The organism is Massilia sp. 01N417, from assembly GCF_056399645.1.
On record NZ_JBFTRS010000030.1, the window covers coordinates 60,578 to 76,898 of the forward strand.

Annotated in this window: 9 protein-coding genes; 3 read left to right on the plus strand and 6 right to left on the minus strand. The window is 68.2% G+C overall.

The annotated features are described in order from the left end of the window. Positions 1 to 2 precede the first annotated feature (2 nt). Both AC1DOQ_RS24700 and AC1DOQ_RS24705 read left to right on the plus strand, forming a co-directional pair. Positions 3 to 1,394, plus strand: coding sequence for a sigma-54-dependent transcriptional regulator (locus AC1DOQ_RS24700; protein ID WP_477370305.1), 1,392 nt, complete (start codon positions 3 to 5; stop codon positions 1,392 to 1,394). Then, positions 1,391 to 2,806: a sensor histidine kinase gene (locus tag AC1DOQ_RS24705; protein ID WP_477370308.1), complete on the plus strand. Its 1,416-nt coding sequence runs from the start codon at positions 1,391 to 1,393 to the stop codon at positions 2,804 to 2,806. Before AC1DOQ_RS24700 ends, AC1DOQ_RS24705 begins: the two co-directional genes overlap by 4 nt. A gap of 110 nt (positions 2,807 to 2,916) precedes the next feature. Here the strand turns inward: AC1DOQ_RS24705 and AC1DOQ_RS24710 are convergent, their stop codons facing one another. Beyond that, entirely contained in the window at positions 2,917 to 5,067 is a 2,151-nt protein-coding gene (locus tag AC1DOQ_RS24710) for a S46 family peptidase (protein WP_477370311.1), read from the minus strand. A gap of 207 nt (positions 5,068 to 5,274) precedes the next feature. Here AC1DOQ_RS24710 and AC1DOQ_RS24715 point away from each other — a divergent pair, with 207 nt between their 5' ends. After that, positions 5,275 to 6,276 carry a bile acid:sodium symporter family protein gene (locus tag AC1DOQ_RS24715; RefSeq protein ID WP_477370314.1) on the plus strand — a complete coding sequence of 334 codons (1,002 nt, stop codon included), beginning with the start codon at positions 5,275 to 5,277 and terminating at the stop codon, positions 6,274 to 6,276. Position 6,277: 1 nt separating this feature from the next. Here the strand turns inward: AC1DOQ_RS24715 and AC1DOQ_RS24720 are convergent, their stop codons facing one another. The 5 genes from AC1DOQ_RS24720 to AC1DOQ_RS24740 all read right to left on the minus strand — a co-directional run. After that, positions 6,278 to 6,748 (minus strand): hypothetical protein, encoded by a 471-nt coding sequence (locus tag AC1DOQ_RS24720; RefSeq protein ID WP_477370317.1) that lies wholly within the window; start codon positions 6,746 to 6,748, stop codon positions 6,278 to 6,280. Between the two features lie 195 nt (positions 6,749 to 6,943). Next, a complete protein-coding gene (locus tag AC1DOQ_RS24725; RefSeq protein ID WP_477370320.1) occupies positions 6,944 to 8,404 on the minus strand; it encodes an efflux transporter outer membrane subunit in 1,461 nt (486 codons plus the stop codon). A gap of 8 nt (positions 8,405 to 8,412) precedes the next feature. Then, positions 8,413 to 11,721 carry an efflux RND transporter permease subunit gene (locus AC1DOQ_RS24730; RefSeq protein WP_477370323.1) on the minus strand — a complete coding sequence of 1,103 codons (3,309 nt, stop codon included), beginning with the start codon at positions 11,719 to 11,721 and terminating at the stop codon, positions 8,413 to 8,415. Then, positions 11,718 to 14,933, minus strand: a complete 3,216-nt coding sequence (locus AC1DOQ_RS24735) for an efflux RND transporter permease subunit (protein ID WP_477370326.1) — start codon at positions 14,931 to 14,933, stop codon at positions 11,718 to 11,720. Before AC1DOQ_RS24735 ends, AC1DOQ_RS24730 begins: the two co-directional genes overlap by 4 nt. A gap of 211 nt (positions 14,934 to 15,144) precedes the next feature. Further along, positions 15,145 to 16,321: efflux RND transporter periplasmic adaptor subunit (locus AC1DOQ_RS24740; RefSeq protein WP_477370329.1), on the minus strand; the 1,177-nt coding region annotated here is incomplete at its 5' end.

Sequence of the window (16,321 nt, forward strand, 5' to 3'; positions counted from 1 at the left end):
ATATGGAAGCAACACGCAAGCGGCGCATCCTGATCGTCGACGACGACGGCGCAGTCCAGGTCTCGCTGGCCCTGCTGCTCAAGCAGTCCGGCTTCGAGGCGGTCTGCGCCGATGGTCCGCAACAGGCGCTGGAACAGCTGCAGGCAGGCCAGGCGGACCTGGTGTTACAGGACATGAACTTCTCGCTGCAGACCAGCGGCGAGGAGGGACTGGAGCTGCTGGCCCGCATCAAGCAGCTGCAGCCGGCGCTGCCGGTGCTCCTGATGACGGCCTGGGGTTCGATCTCGCTGGCGGTGCGCGGCGTAAAGGCCGGCGCCGCCAATTTCTTCACCAAGCCCTGGGACAACGCCCAGCTGGTGGCGCTGGTCGAGGCCACGCTGGAGCTGGCGACGCCGGCGCGCGCGCCCGCCCTCACCCGCCGCGCGCTCGACGCGCAATGCGACTTTTCCGGCATCGTCGGCGAACATCCGAAGCTGCTGAAGGTGCTGGAGACCATCGCCCAGGTGGCGCACACCCGCGCTCCGGTGCTGATCCTCGGCGAGAGCGGCACCGGCAAGGAGCTGATCGCCGACGCCATCCACCGCAACAGCCCGCGCGCCGGTCATCCCATCGTCAAGATCAACATGGGCGCGATCACGCCGTCCCTGTTCGAGAGCGAAATGTTCGGCCATGTGCGCGGCGCCTTCACCGATGCGCGCAGCGACCGCAAGGGCCACATCGCCAGCGCCGACAAGGGCACGCTCTTCCTCGACGAGATCGGCGAGCTGCAGCGCGGCGACCAGGTCAAGCTGCTGCGCGTGCTGCAGGACCAGCGCTACCAGCCGGTCGGCGCCAGCCGTACGGAGCAGGCCGACCTGCGCGTGGTGTCGGCCACCAACCGCGAACTGGCGGAGCTGGTGGCGAGCGGCGAATTCCGCGAAGACCTGTTCTACCGCCTGAACCTGATCACGATCCGCCTGCCGCCGCTGCGCGAGCGGCGCAGCGACATCGCGCTGCTGGCGCGCCACATCGCCGCCGGCGTCGCCGCGGGCTACGGCCTGGGCGAGGTCGTGCTCGCGCCCGGCGCGCTGGACTGGCTGTCGAACCAGCCCTGGCCGGGGAATATCCGCCAGCTCAAGCAGACCCTGGAACGCGCCCTGCTCCTGGCCGGCAAGCAGCACCTCGGCCAGGCCGACTTCCTGGCCGCCAGCGCGGTCGACGAGGGCGTGCCGGGTGCGCGCCTGGGCGTGGACGGGATGACGCTCGAACAGGTGGAACGCCACATGATCGAACAGGCGCTGCAGCAGCATGCGGGGAATATCTCGCGCATGGCCAGGGCGCTCGGCCTGTCGCGCACGGCCCTGTATCGCCGCCTCGAACGCCACGGCCTGGGCGCCAGCGTGCGCGAGGAATGAAGCTGCCCGCATTTCCCTTCCAGCCGCCCGGGCTGCGGACGCGGCTGGCCGTCTACCTCGGGCTGCTGCACCTGGCGCTGGGCGGCTGCGCCATCCTGCTGCTGCCGGAGCGCCCGCTGCTGTTCGTCGGCGCCGAGCTGCTGCTGGCGGCCAGCTATGCGCTGGGCTGGTGGCTGATCCGCGGCGCGCTGGAGCCGCTCGGCTACACGCGCCGCTTCCACGACCTGCTGCAGGACCAGCAATACGCCTCGCGCCTGGCGGCGCCCGGTGTGACGGAACTCGACGACCTGGTCGGCATGTTCAACGGCATGCTGACCGCCCTGCACCGCGAACGCCTGGCGATCGGCGAGCAGCAGGGCTTCCTGGAACGGCTGCTCGAAGCCACGCCGAGCGCGGTACTGGTCTTCGATTTCGACCATGCGATCAGCCTGGTGAACGCCAGCGCCGCCGCCCTGCTGGGACTTGACGCGCCGCTCGGCAAGCCGCTGTCCGCCTGGGCCGGCGACGACGCGGCCTTCGACCCGGCGCTGGACCAGCGCGGACGGGCGCGCAGCCGCGACCTGGTGCGCCAGCTCGACGCCCTCGCCCTCGGCGACAGCCGCCTGCTGGTCGACACCGAAGGGCGCCGCTACCGCGCCCAGCGCAGCCGCTTCTTCGACCGCGGCTTCGCCCGCCACTTCCTGATCGTCGAGGAACTGACCGCCGAACTCGAGGACTCCGAGCGCGCCACCTACGCGCGCCTGATCCGCGTGCTGGCGCACGAGGTCAACAACACGGTGGCGGCCACCGGCTCGGTGCTGGATTCCCTGCTGACCTACCGCGGCCAGCTGGCGGAGCGCGACGCCGGCGACTTCGTCACCGCCATCGTCGCCGTCAAGCGCCGCAACGTCAGCCTGGGGGAATTCATCGACCGCTTCACGCGGGTCGTGAAGATGCCGGCGCCGGAGCCGCGCCCGACCCGCCTCCAGGACGTGGTCGACGACATCCTGTGGCTGAACCGGGAACAGTGCAATGCGCGCGGCATCCAACTCGGCTGGAGCCGCTGCGATACGGTGGCGCCGATGCCGCTGGACGTGAACCTGATCGAGCCGGCCCTGCTGAACATCGTCAAGAACGCGGTCGAAGCCATCGACGAGCGCAATGCGCGCGACGGCTCGAGCGGCGGCGCGATTCGCGTGGAGCTGGAAGATCTGGGCGAGCGCGTGCGGCTGTCGGTGATCGACTCCGGCGGCCTGCTCGAAGAGGGCCGGTCGCAGCCCCTGTTCACGCCCTTCTTCAGCACCAAGCGCGGCGGCCAGGGGATCGGCCTGATGTTCGTGCGGGAGGTGCTGCAGCGGCATGGGGCCAGTTGTGCGCTGGCGCCCGCGGGGGCGGGCGAGACGCGGTTCGATATCTGGTTCCAGGCGCCGTGACGCGCTTGGTGGGCACGGGGTGCCCACCCTACGGTGGCAAAAAAAACGCGCCGATTGATGCCGGCGCGTTTTCGTAGGGTGGGCACTCCGTGCCCACGCCCTTGCATCCCTTACTTCTTCGGGTACTTGATCGTCATTTCCTTCAGCAGGTTGTCGGCATGGTCGACCTCCTTCATCACCCACAGCATGTAGCGGATGTCGACGTGGATCGCGCGGGTGATCACCGGATCGAAGTACCAGTCCTTGGTGATCGACTCGTAGGTCGAGTCGAAGTTCAGGCCGACCAGTTCGCCGCGCTTGTTCATCACCGCCGAACCCGAGTTGCCGCCGGTGGTGTCGGCGCTCGACAGGAAGTCGACCGGCACGGTGCCCAGCACCGGATCCTTGAACACGCCGTAGCGCTGCTCGCGGATCGCCTGCAGCAGCCCGTCCGGGGCGTTGAACGGCTCCTTGCCGGTGTTCTTCTCGAGGATGCCCTGCACGGTCGAGAACGGACCCTTGACCACGCCGTCACGCGCCTGGTACGAACCCACGGTGCCGTAGGTCACGCGCAGGGTCGAGTTGGCGTCGGGGTAGACCGGCTTGCCCTGCGACTTCTTCCAGGCGATCACGGCTTCCATGTATTGCGGGATCACGCGTTCCAGGTTGCCGTCGACTTCCTTGCGGTGGTCTTCCAGCGCCATGCCGGTGTCGTGCAGGCGCACGGCCAGCTGGATGAAGGGATCGTTCGACTTGCGGAAGGCTTCCGGATCCTTGCCGATCCAGGCCAGGCGCTTGGCGGTGTCGGCCAGTTCGGTCGACTGGTACATCGCCGGGACCGCGTCGGCCTTCGGCAGCAGCGCGTCCAGGCCTTGCGGGTGGTTCTTGGCGTCGATCTTGGCGTAGCGGTTCAGGGCCGCCTGCCAGCGGGCCTGGTCCACGCTCGGCACGAAGGACTGTTCGAGACGGGTCAGGCGCGCCTTGATGAAGGAGAGGTCGCGTTCCTGGTAGCCGGCTTCGCGCTGGGCGTCCGGCTTCTGGCGCTCCAGCGACAGGCGGTACAGGGTGCGTGCGCTCTTCAGCAGGTCGCTGTGGGTGGCCTCCGCCCATGCCGCTTCCTGCTGCGAGCCGGCCATGTCGTTGCCGATCGCGGTGTCGAGGTCGGACAGCAGGCTTCCGCCCTTGCCGTGCTGCTTGTACCAGGCGCGGAACTCGGCGTCCTGCTTGTCCTTGATGGCGGCGATGTCGGTGCGCGCGAAGCCGTCCATCAAGCCCTGGGTCTTCTTCAGGACGTTGTTCAGGCTCTTCGCCACGCTGGCGTAGCGCACGTCCCAGTTCGGGTTGCCCGCGGTGGCGGCTGCGATCACCGACAGGTCGGCGGTGATCGATGCGGCCTTGGCCGGGTAGTCGACGTCGCGCGCGAAGCGGACTTCGGACGGCAGCTTGTAGCGGCTGGTGCGGCCCGGGTAGCCGGCCAGCAGGATCGGATCGCCGGCCTTCAGGCCTTCGGCCGACACCACCAGGAAGTCCTTCGATTTGTACGGCACGTTGTCCGGCGAAGGATCGGCCGGGCGGCCATCCTTGCCGACGTAGGCGCGCAGGAAGGAGAAGTCGCCGGCCTGGCGCGGGAACTCGTAGTTGTCGATGTCACCGCCGAAGTTGCCGACCGAGTCCGCCGGCGCGTATACCAGGCGCACGTCGCGGATCATCAGCTGCTTGATGCGGTAGTACTCGCCGCCGCGGTGGAAGGCCGGCACCGAGCAGCGGTAGGCCTTGTCGCTCTCGCATTCGGCGATCAGGGCCTTGATGCGGCTCTCGACCTGCTCGTGGCGCTCCTTGCCGGACAGGCTGGGCGACAAGCCCTTCAGCACGCGGTCGGTCACGTTCTCGACCTTCTCGGTCACGTAGACCAGGGTGTTCGGACCGCCCGGCAGTTCGGCGTCGCGGGTCTTGGCCAGGTAGCCGTTGACGATGTAGTTGTGCTCCGGGGTCGAGTTGCGCTGCACCGCACCGTAGGCGCAATGGTGGTTGGTCACGACCAGGCCGTCCGGCGAGACGAAGGAAGCCGAGCAGCCGCCGAGCGAGACGATCGCGCTCATCGGGTGCTTGGACAGGTCGGCCAGCTTCTCGGCCGGGATGGTGATGCCGATGCGCTTGAGTTCGGACTTCAGCTGCGGCAGCTGGTGCGGCTGCCACTGGCCCTCGTCGGCGTGAGCGGAGGCGATGACCCCCATGATTGCGACGGCAGGCAGAGCGAAGTTAAGAAGCGTGGATTTGAACACGGTAGACCCCAGGGTGAATAAAAAGCAAGCGCGAGTATATCGTCCTTGGTTATGACTGGAAATAACTTTCTCTCCAAACATCACCCTGTGCTTTTGCCGCGTATTGACGACCGCGGCGGTCGGCGCCGGTCAGCACCTGTCAGCGGCGGATGTTGCAACGCGATAGAATAGAAGGTTGCTCCGTCGATGTTTGCGAATAAAGCCCTCATGTCTGCCCTTGCCCGCCTCACCGCCGCCGTGCGCGGCCTGATCCCCGATTCCTTCACCGTCATGCTGCTCTGCACCGTGGCGCTGGCCAGCGTGCTGCCTTGCCAGGGCGAGACCGCGGTGGTGTTCGGCAAGGTCACCACCTTCGCGATCGGCCTGCTGTTCTTCCTGCACGGCGCCAAGCTGTCGCGCGAAGCCATCGTGTCCGGGCTGACCAACTGGCGCCTGCACCTGCTGGTGCTGGCCTCGACCTTCGTGATGTTTCCGCTGCTGGGCCTGGCGATGAAGCCGCTCGCCACCAGCGTGCTGCCGCCGGACCTCTACATCGGCCTGCTGTTCCTGTGCACCCTGCCCTCGACCGTGCAATCGTCGATCGCCTTTACCTCGGTGGCGCGCGGGAACGTGGCGGCGGCCGTGTGCAGCGCCTCGGCCTCGAACTTCGTCGGCATCTTCGTCACGCCGCTGCTGGTGGGGACCCTGATCGTGCAGGACGCGTCGGCGGCGGGCGGATCCTCGCTGCACGCCATCATCAGCATCGTCGAACAGCTGTTGCTGCCCTTCCTGGCCGGCCAGTTCCTGCGCCCGTGGATCGGCACCTGGGTCGACCGCCACAAACCGATGCTGAAGATCGTCGACCAGGGCTCGATCCTGCTGGTGGTCTATACGGCCTTCAGCGAATCCGTCAACGAAGGCCTGTGGCACAAGCTGTCGCTGCCGACCCTGGTCGGCCTGGGCGTGCTGTGCTGCGTGCTGCTGGCGCTCGCCCTCGGCCTGGCCACCTTCGCCAGCCGCCGCCTGGGCTTCTCGCGCGAGGACGAAATCACCATCGTCTTCTGCGGTTCGAAGAAGAGCCTGTCGAGCGGCGTGCCGATGGCCAAGGTCCTGTTCGCACCGGGCGCGCTGGGCATGGTGATCCTGCCGGTGATGCTCTTCCACCAGATCCAGCTGATGGTCTGCGCCATCCTGGCCGCCCGCTGGGCGCAACGCCGGCAATCGACCTAGATCAACCGTAATTCGGGGTCAGAGCACTTTTTTGGGCAAGTTCTTCAGGGGAAGCGTGGATGTGGACGAGAGCCGCGCCGCCCCACCACAGTTCGAGCGAGGACGGCAACAACACCGCTGCGGCGCCGATCGCGGCAAAGATCCTGCGCTGGCGCAGCGTCATGCGCGGATGGTGCAGCATCGCGCGGGCGTCATGGGCAACGAAGCCGAGCAGGCCCAGCACGCCGAGGACGAACAGCAGCCGCAGCGGCAGCTCACCCAGGCCGTTGGCAATATCCACATCCCAATAAGCCAGCGCCGGAACCGACAGGCTCACGCTGGCCAGCACATCCAGCACAGCAACACCCGCCGCCCGCCCACCACGCCTGAAATCGGCACGCCGCATCCACACCGTCAGCACGATGGTGCCAATCAAATAAAGAGCCGCCCAGGCCGGCGAGCCCGTCCTCAAAAATTCGGGGTCAGAGCGCATTTCTCACAAAATTTGGGGTCAGAGCACATTTTGGGGCAAAAGCTTAACGGCATATTTTGCGAAGGATAAGGACGGGTGAGTGAACCCCAGGCCGCCCAGCGTCAGCGTATTTCACCAAAGACCTTTCCAGGAAAAGTGCTCTGACCCCGAATTATCGGCAAAAAGTGCTCTGACCCCGAATTTTAAGTTGCTGGGTCATTCGGCGTGCCAGCCGCCGCCCAGGGCCTGGATCAGGGCGACGGCCGTGGTCTGGCGGGTCGATTGGGTCGTGACCAGGGAGCGGCGGGCGTTCAGGGCGGTTACCTGGGCTTGCACCACTTCGGAGTAGCTGACCTGGCCGGCCTTGTAGCGGTTCAGCACCTGCTGCTCGACCTTGTCGGCGGCTTCCGAGGCGCGGCGCTGGAGGTCCTGCTGCTGGCTCAGCACGTGGGTGGCGGAGAGCTGGTCTTCGATGTCTGCGAAGGCGGCCAGCACGGTCTGGCGGTAGCGCGCCACCGCTTCCTCGTGGGCGGCGCGCGCGCTCTCCACGCGGGCGCGGGTGGCGCCGGCGTCGAACAGGGTCTGGGCCGCCGACAGGCCGAAGGACCAGGCCGCGGCCGATGCGTTGAACAGCTCGCTCACCTTGCTGGCCGAGGTGCCGTAGGAAGCGCTCAAGCCGATGTTCGGGAAATAGGCCGAGCGCGCGATGCCGATCTGCTCGTTGGCGGCGGCCACGCGGCGTTCGGCGCCGGCGATGTCCGGGCGGCGCTGCAGCAGGGTCGACGGCACCCCGACCGGCACCTCCGGCACCGTCACCTGCCACTGCGGCCGCGGCGCGATCGACAGGTCGGCCGGGGCCTTGCCGACCAGGACCGCGATCGCATGCTCCAGTTGGGCACGCTGGCGGGCCTGGGTCAGGTCGTCGCTCTGGGCGCTGGCGAGCTGGGTCTCGGCCTGGTAGACGTCCGAGTGCGGCGCAATGCCTGCGTTATAGCGATTGCTGGTAATGGTCAGCACCCGCTGGTAGCCTTCGATGGTGGTGGCCAGCAGCGCCCGCTGGGCGTCGATCGCGCGCAGCTGCAGGTAGTCGGCCGCGAGTTCGCCCTGGGCCGACAGGCGCGCCGCGGCGAGGTCGGCGGCGCTGGCCTGGGCGCCGGCGCTGGCGGCGGTGACGCCGGCGCGCAGGCGTCCCCACACGTCCGGCTCCCAGCTGGTGCCCAGCGACAGCCGGTAGGCATTGCGCACGCTGCCGCCCGCGCTGCCGCCGCCGATGATGTTGCCGTTGGCGTCGACGGTGGCGCTGCCGCTGCCGCCGCCGCGCGTGCCGGAGCGCGTGCCCGAGCCGTTCAGGGTCACGCTCGGGAACAGCGATGCGCGCTGCTCGGCCACCAGGGCGCGCGCCTGCGCATAGGCCGCCACCGCCGCCGCCACGTTCTGGTTCGAGACCTCGACGCTGGCCGCCAGCTCGTTCAACTGCGGATCATTAAACAGCGTCCACCACGGCCCGCGCTCCAGCATATCGGCAGGCGCCGCCGGCACCCATCCCTGCAGCTCCTTGAAGGCCGCCGGCTCGGGCGCGGCCGGGCGCTGGTAGGCGGGGCCGACGGCGCAGGCGGAGACCAGCGCGGCGGCCAGCATGGCAAGGGTGATCGATCGCAGGAACGGGTTGGTACGCATGGTTCTTTTCATTGAGTGGTAACCGGAGACTCGTGTTCGTGGGGATGGCGCGCCAGCTCGCGCTCGTGCGGGCTGGCGCGGCGCAGCTTGTCGAGGTAGACGTAGACCACGGGCGTGGTGAGCAGCGTGAGCAGCTGGCTGGCGATCAGGCCGCCGATGATGGCGATGCCGAGCGGCTGGCGCAGCTCGGAGCCTTCGCCGAAGCCGATCGCCAGCGGCAGCGCACCCAGGGCGGCGGCCAGGGTCGTCATCAGGATCGGCCGGAAGCGCAGCAGGCAGGCCTCGCGCACCGCCTCGGTGGCGGACAGGCCGCGCGCCCGCTCCGCTTCGAGCGCGAAGTCGATGATCAGGATCGCGTTCTTCTTGACGATGCCGATCAGGAGGAACACGCCGATCAGGGCGATGATCGAGAACTCCATCTTGAACATCAGCAGGGCCAGCACCGCGCCCACGCCGGCCGACGGCAGGGTCGACAGCACGGTGATCGGGTGGATCAGGCTCTCGTACAGGATGCCCAGCACGATGTAGATGACGACGATGGCGGCCAGGATCAGCAGCGGCTGCTGCTGGTTCGATTCCTGCGCCTGCTTGGCCTGGCCCTGGAAGCTGCCGCGCACGTTGACCGGCATGCCGATTGACGCCTCGGCGTCGCGCACCGCGGCCTGGCCGTCGGACAGCGAATAGCCCTGGTTCAGGTTGAAGGAGATGGTGGTGGCCAGCTCGCCGTCCTGGTGGTTCACCGAGCTCGGGGTCGAGCGCTCGGCGAATTTCGCGATCGCCGACAACGGCACCATGCTGGTCGACCTGGTCGACAGCGCCGAGCCGCTGGACGGGTCGCGCGCCGCCGTCAGGTTGCTGGGCGCGGCCGGGGTGCCGGCGCTGGCGGTCGGGCTGGTGCTGCTGCCGGACGTGGCGCCGACCGTGCCCGTGGCGGCAGCGGTGCCCGTACCGGCGGTCGAGGCCGACGAGCCGCCGGTCCCCTTCGAAGGCACATAGACGTCGTCCAGCGCCGCCGGCGACTGCGCATACTTCTGGGCCACGCCCATGATCACGTGGTACTGGTTCAGCTCATCGTAGATGTTGGCGACCTGGCGCTGGCCGAAGGCGTTGTACAGCGCATTGTCGACGTCCTTCGCACTGATGCCCAGGCGGGCCGCGCTTTGCGTGTCGATGTCGACATAGGTCTCGACGCCGTTCTCGGCCTGGTCGGTGTCGACGTCGATCAGGGCCTTCTGCTGCTTCATGGCGTCGGCCAGTCGCGTCGCCCACATCTTGAGGTCGGCGCGGTTGTCGCTCTTGAGCGTGTACTGGTAAGTCGAGTTGCTCTGGCGTCCGCCCATGCGCAGGTCCTGCACCGGGTTCAGGAACAGCTGCACGCCGGTAACCCGCGCCAGTTTCGGACGCAGGCGGGCGATCACGGCCTGGCCGCTCTCCCCTTTCGCGCGCTCGCTCGCCGGCTTCAGGTTCAGGAACATGAAGCCGCCGCCGGCGCGCGAACCGCCGGTGAAGCCGACCACGGTATCGACCGCCGGATCGCTCTTGATGATGTTGACCAGCTGGCGCAGCTTTTCCTGCATGGCCTGGAAGGAGATGCTCTGGTCGGCGCGGATGCCGCCGTTGATCTGGCCGGTATCCTGCTGCGGGAAGAAGCCCTTCGGCGCGGCCGAGAACAGGAACACGTTCAGGCCCACCACGAAGGCCAGGATCAGCATCACCAGCAGCTTCATGTCCAGCGCCCAGTCGAGCGCGTGCTCGTAGCTCTTCAGGATGCGGTTGAAGCCGCGCTCCGACCATTGCGCCAGCTTGCCCGGCTTGCGCTCCACGTGGCCGCCCTTGAGCAGCACCGCACACAGCATCGGCGTGGTGGTCAGCGAGATCACAAGCGAGATCATCACCGCCGCCGACAAGGTCACCGCGAACTCGCGGAACAGCCGGCCCACCTGGCCGCCCATGAACAGCAGCGGGATGAACACCGCCACCAGCGACAGGCTGATCGACAGCACCGTGAAGCCCACTTCCTGCGCGCCCAGCAGGGCCGCCTTCATGCGGTCCATGCCCTGCTCGACATGGCGGCTGGTGTTCTCCAGCACCACGATGGCGTCGTCGACCACGAAGCCGGTGGCCACCGTCAGCGCCATCAGCGACAGGTTGTTCATCGAGAAGCCCAGCAGGTACATGACGCCGAAGGTGCCCAGCAGCGAGACCACGGTGGCCACCGCCGGCACGATGGTGGCGCGCGCGCTCCTCAGGAAGACGCTGACCACGGCGACCACCAGCAGGATCGAGATCATCAGCGTCAGCTCGATCTCGTGCAGCGAAGCGCGGATCGAGTTGGTGCGGTCCGACGCCACCTGCATGCTGACGTCGGCCGGCAGCTGGGCCTGCAGGGTCGGCAGCAATGCGCGCACGCCGTCGACGGTCTCGATGACGTTGGCGCCCGGCTGGCTGGTCACCAGCACGATCACCGCCGGCTGGCCGTTGAACAGGCCGAGGGTGTTGATGTTCTCGACGCCGTCGGTGACGTCGGCGATGTCCTGCAGGCGGATCGCGGCGCCGTCGCGCCAGGCCACCACCAGGCCGCGGTAGTCGGCCGCGGTGCGTCCGTTGGTCGGGGTATTCGCCTGCGAATAGATCTGCAGGCGCATGCCGCCGCCTTCCAGCGCGCCTTTCGGGCGGTTCGGATTGCTGGCCTGGATGGCCGCGCGCACGTCCTCGCTGGACAGGCCGTAGCGGTTCATCTGGAAGGGGTTGAGGTCGACCCGCACCGCCGGCAGCGAGCCGCCGCCGATCTCGACGTCGCCGACGCCGCGCACCTGGGCCAGCTTCTGCTGGACGATGTTCGAGACCTCGTCGTAGATCTGGCCCGGGCTGCGCGTCTTCGAGGTCAGCGCCAGGATGATCACCGGCGCGTCGGAGGGATTGGCCTTGCGGTAGGTCGGATTGCTGCGCAGGGTCGCCGGCAGGTCGGCGCGCGAGGCATTGATCGCCGCCTGCACCTCGCGCGCGGCGGAATCGATCTGGCGATTCAGGTCGAACTGCAGGTTGATGCGGGTCGAGCCGTTGCCGCTGCTGGAGGTGATCTCGTTGACGCCGGCGATGACGGCCAGCCTGCGTTCGAGCGGCGTGGCGACCGAGGACGCCATCGTGTCCGGGCTCGCGCCCGGGAGGTTGGCCGACACCGAGATCGCCGGGAAGTCCACCTGGGGCAGCGGCGAGACGGGCAGCACGAAGAAGGCGGCGATGCCCGCCAGGGCCAGGCCCAGGGTCAGGAGCACGGTCGCGATCGGGCGCCGCACGAACGGCTGCGACAGGTTCATGCTCCCGCTCCGTGCGGATCGTCGATCCGCTTCTGGCTTGCCTGCTGCTGCGCCAGCAGGGCCGGCTGCTGCGGCGCCGGCCTTGCTTGCGGATGCCCGCCGCCCGGACCGTCATCGGAACCCGGGCCGTGCGGCTTGGCCGGCGCCTCGCCGCCCCAGCGCCGCGCCAGGCGGTCGAAGGCCAGGTAGATCACCGGGGTCGTGAACAGGGTCAGCATCTGGCTGACGATCAGGCCGCCGAAGATGGCCAGGCCCAGCGGACGGCGCAGCTCGGCGCCTTCGCCCCAGCCGAACATCAGCGGCACCGCCGCGAACAGCGCCGCCAGGGTGGTCATGATGATGGGACGGAAGCGCAGCATCGCGGCCTGGTGGATCGAAGTGCGCGGGTCCTTGCCCTCGTCCCTTTCCGCCTCGATCGCGAAGTCGATCATCATGATCGCGTTCTTTTTCACGATGCCGATCAGCAGGATGATGCCGATGATGCCGATCACCCCCAGGCCCTGGCCGGTCACCATCAGCGCCAGCAGCGCGCCGACGCCGGCCGACGGCAGGGTCGACAGGATGGTCAACGGGTGGATGTAGCTCTCATAGAGCACGCCCAGCACGATGTAGACGCAGACCACCGCCGCCAGGATCAGCCACAACTGGTTCGACAGCGAGTTCTGGTAAGCCCCGGAGGCGCCCAGGAAGGTCATGGTGACGGAGGCCGGCAGCTTGATCTCCTGCGCCGCTTCCTTGATCGCGTTGACGGCCGTGCCCAGCTTCACGCCGGACGCGGTGTCGAAGCCGATCGTGGTGGCCGGGTACTGGGCGACGTGGGTGATCTGCAGCGGCGCGGCCTGCTCGGTGATCGAGGCGATCGCGGACAGCGGCGTCGGCTGGCCGGAACCGGTGCGCAGCTGCAGGTTGGACAGGGCGTCGAGCGACATGTCTGCCGGCTGCTGGGCTTCCAGGATCACGCGATACTGGTTCGTTTCGGTGAAGATGGTCGAGACGATGCGCTGGCCGAAGGCGCTGTACAGGGCATCGTCGATGTTCGAGGCCGTCACCGACAGGCGCGAGGCGCTGTCGCGGTCGATGTTGACGTAGGCCGCCGCGCCGGTCGCGCCGGCATCGGTGACGACGTTGCGCACCTCCTTGCGGCGGGCCATCGCCTCGGACAGCTTGTTCGCCCACTCGGTCACGGTCTTGGTGTCCGCGCCCTCGATCGACAGCCGGTACTGGGTCGGGCCGCTTTCGGCGTCGATGGTGAGGTCCTGGGTCGGCTGCAGGTAGAGCGTGACGCCGGCGACGTTGTGGGTCACGCGGTCGCGCAGGCGGTTCATCAGCTCTTCCTGGTCGCCGTGCCCCTTCTTCAGGTTGATCAGCATGGTGCCGGTGTGGAGCATGGTGTTGTTGGCGGCGTCCACGCCGACCGTCGAGCTGAGCGAGGCGACGTCCGGGTCGGACAGGATCTCGCGCGCGGCGGCCTGCTGGATCTCGGTCATGGCCTGGTAGGAGATCGCCTGGCGCGCTTCCACACGGGCCTGCAGCTGGCCGGTGTCCTGGGTCGGGAACAGGCTTTTCGGGATGAAGATCCACAGCAGCGCCGTCAGCACCAGGGTTGCCAGCGCCACCAGCAGGGTCAGGCCCTGGCGCTCCAGCACCCAGTTCAGCGAGCGGTCGTAATAGGCGATGATGTCGTCGAAGGTCGCCTGGAAGCGGCGTGCGAAGCGGCTGTTGTGCGACTCGTCGTTCTGGCGCAGCCAGCGCGCCGACATCATCGGCACCAGCGTGAGGGAGACCACCGCCGAGATCAGGATCGTGATCGCCAGCGACACCGCGAACTCGCGGAACAGGCGGCCGACCACGTCGCCCATGAACAGCAGCGGGATCAGCACCGCGATCAGCGAGACCGTCAGCGAGATGATGGTGAAGCCGATCTGGGTGGCGCCCTTCAGTGCGGCCGCCATCGGCTGCTCGCCTTCCTCGATGTAGCGCGAGATGTTCTCGATCATGACGATGGCGTCGTCGACCACGAAGCCGGTGGCGATCGTCAGCGCCATCAGCGACAGGTTGTTCAGGCTGTAGCCCAGCAGGTACATGACGCCGAAGGTGCCGACCAGGGAAATGGGAACCGCGAGACTGGCGATCACGGTGGCGCGAACGCTGTGCAGGAAGGCGAAGATCACCAGCACCACCAGCAGCACGGCCAGCACCAGCTCGATCTGCACGTGCTCGACCGAGGCGCGGATGCCGGTGGTGCGGTCGGACAGCACCTCCACGCGCAGCGACTGCGGCAGGCTGGCCTGCAGCTCGGGCAGGCGTTCCTTGATGGCGTCGACGGTGGCGATCACGTTGGCGCCCGGCTGGCGCTGCACGTTCAGGATGATCGCCGGCTTCATGTTGGCCCAGGCGCCCAGCTTGACGTTCTCGGCGCTGTCGACCACGCGGGCGACGTCGCCGAGGCGCACCGGCGCGCCGTTGCGGTAGGCGACGATCAGGTTCGTGTAGTCCGGCACCGTGACCAGCTGGTCGTTGGCGTTGATGGTGTAGGCGCGCGCCGGGCCGTCGAAGCTGCCCTTGGCGCTGTTGGCGTTGGCCGCGGTGATGGCCGAACGCAGTGTGTCCAGGCCCAGGCCGTTGGCGGCCAGGGCCTCGGTATTCGCCTGGATCCGCACCGCCGGCCGCTGACCGCCCTGCAGGGTCACCAGGCCGACGCCGGTGACCTGGCTGATCTTCAGCGCAAGCCGCGTGTTGACCAGGTTCTGCACCTCGGTCAGCGGCACCGTGTCCGATGTAATCGCCAGGGTCAGCACCGGCGCATCGGCCGGATTCACCTTGGCATAGACCGGCGGCGCCGGCAGGTCGGTCGGCAGCAGCGAGCCGCCGGCATTGATCGCGGCCTGCACTTCCTGCTCGGCCACGTCCAGGGTCTGGCCCAGGCTGAACTGAAGGGTGATGACGGATACGCCGGCGGCGCTGGTGGAGCTCATGCGCGACAGCCCGGCCATCTGGCCGAACTGGCGCTCCAGCGGCGCCGTCACGGTACGCGCCATCACTTCCGGACTCGCGCCCGGGTACAGGGTCTGCACCTGGATGGTCGGGAAGTCGACCTGGGGCAGCGCGGAGAGCGGCAGGAATTTATAGCCGACCAGGCCGGCCAGCACGATCGCCAGCATCAGCAGCGAGGTGGCGACCGGGCGGCGGATGAAGGGGGCGGATGGGCTCATGCTGCCACCCCGCTACGCCATGCACGCGGACCACCACGTCGCCCTCGCGAAGCTTCACTGCGTCGCCCCCGCAAATCTTCGTCACGTCGCCCTCGCGAATCTTCACTGCGTCGCCCCCGCGAAGGCGGGGGTCCAGGTTCCGCCTGAGCTGTCGAAACGCAGGCAAACCTGGGTTCCCGCCTGCGCGGGAACGACGAGTATTCCATGCTCATCATTGCGCCGCCCCTCCCTGCTGCTGGCGGCGCTGACGGTGTTCACCCTGCTGTCCCTGGGCGCCCTGCGCCCCGCCGTGTCCACCGCGGCCGCCCGCGCCGGCACCGGCCGGACGATCCCCGGGCAAGGTCACCTTGGCCCCATCCTTCAAACGGTCCGCGCCTTCGGTGATGACGGTCTCGCCGCCTTCCAGGCCGCTGACGATCTCGACGCGCTCGGCATTCGCCTGGCCGCGCTTGACGCTGCGCAGCGCGACCGTCTTGTCCTGCGGGTTCAGCACGTAGACGTAGTCGCCGCTGGCGCCGTGGCGCAGGGCCGTCACCGGCACCGTGATCGCGTTCTTGATGGTGTTGATCTGCAGGCGCACGTTGACGAACTGGCTGGGGAAGAGCTTGCCGCTGTCGTTGGTGAAGCGGGCCTTGGCGCGCACCGTGCCGGTCTGGGTGTCGACCTGGTTGTCCATCGCCATGAAGCGGCCTTCGGCCAGGCTCTGGGTGCGGGTGCGGTCCAGGGCGATGGCCGGCAGGACGGCGTTCTGGTTGATGCGCTGCTGCAGTTCCGGCAGGTGGTCCTGGGGCACCGCGAATTCGACGTCGATCGGCGACTGCTGGGTGATCACGGCGATGCCGTTGGCGTCGTTTGCGCTCACCAGGTTGCCGATGTCGACGTTGCGCAGGCCGATCCGGCCCGAGATCGGCGCGCGCACCTGGGTGTAGCCGAGGTTGATGCGGGCGATGCCTTCGGCCGCCTTGTCGGTAGTAACGGCACCTTCGAGCTGCTTGACCAGGGCCGCCTGGGTGTCGACGTCCTGGCGCGCGATCGAATCCTGTTCCAGCAGGGTGCGGTAGCGCTGCAGCAGCACGCGCGCGCTTTCCAGCTGGGCTTCGTCGCGCTGGCGCTGGCCGGTCGCCTGCAGCAGGCTCATTTGCGCCGGACGGGCGTCGATGGTGGCCAGCACCTGGCCTTCCTTGACCAGCTGGCCTTCGGTGAAGGTGATCTTCTGCAGCACGCCGCCGACCTGGGGCCGTACCGTCGCCACCGCCGCCGGGGTCACGGTGCCCAGCGCTTCGATGGTGATCGGGATGTCGCTGCGCTCGGCCTTGCCGACGCCGACCGTGGTGGCCGCCATGCCGCCGCCGCGGCCGCCGCGACCGCCGCCGCCCGGACCACCGGCG

Coding starts and splice junctions, on each gene's coding strand:
- AC1DOQ_RS24700 (WP_477370305.1), top strand. CDS start 3: ATGGAAGCAACACGCAAGCGGCGCATCCTGATCGTCGACGACGACGGC.
- AC1DOQ_RS24705 (WP_477370308.1), top strand. CDS start 1,391: ATGAAGCTGCCCGCATTTCCCTTCCAGCCGCCCGGGCTGCGGACGCGG.
- AC1DOQ_RS24715 (WP_477370314.1), top strand. CDS start 5,275: ATGTCTGCCCTTGCCCGCCTCACCGCCGCCGTGCGCGGCCTGATCCCC.
- AC1DOQ_RS24720 (WP_477370317.1), bottom strand. CDS start 6,748: ATGCGCTCTGACCCCGAATTTTTGAGGACGGGCTCGCCGGCCTGGGCG.
- AC1DOQ_RS24725 (WP_477370320.1), bottom strand. CDS start 8,404: ATGCGTACCAACCCGTTCCTGCGATCGATCACCCTTGCCATGCTGGCC.
- AC1DOQ_RS24730 (WP_477370323.1), bottom strand. CDS start 11,721: ATGAACCTGTCGCAGCCGTTCGTGCGGCGCCCGATCGCGACCGTGCTC.
- AC1DOQ_RS24735 (WP_477370326.1), bottom strand. CDS start 14,933: ATGAGCCCATCCGCCCCCTTCATCCGCCGCCCGGTCGCCACCTCGCTG.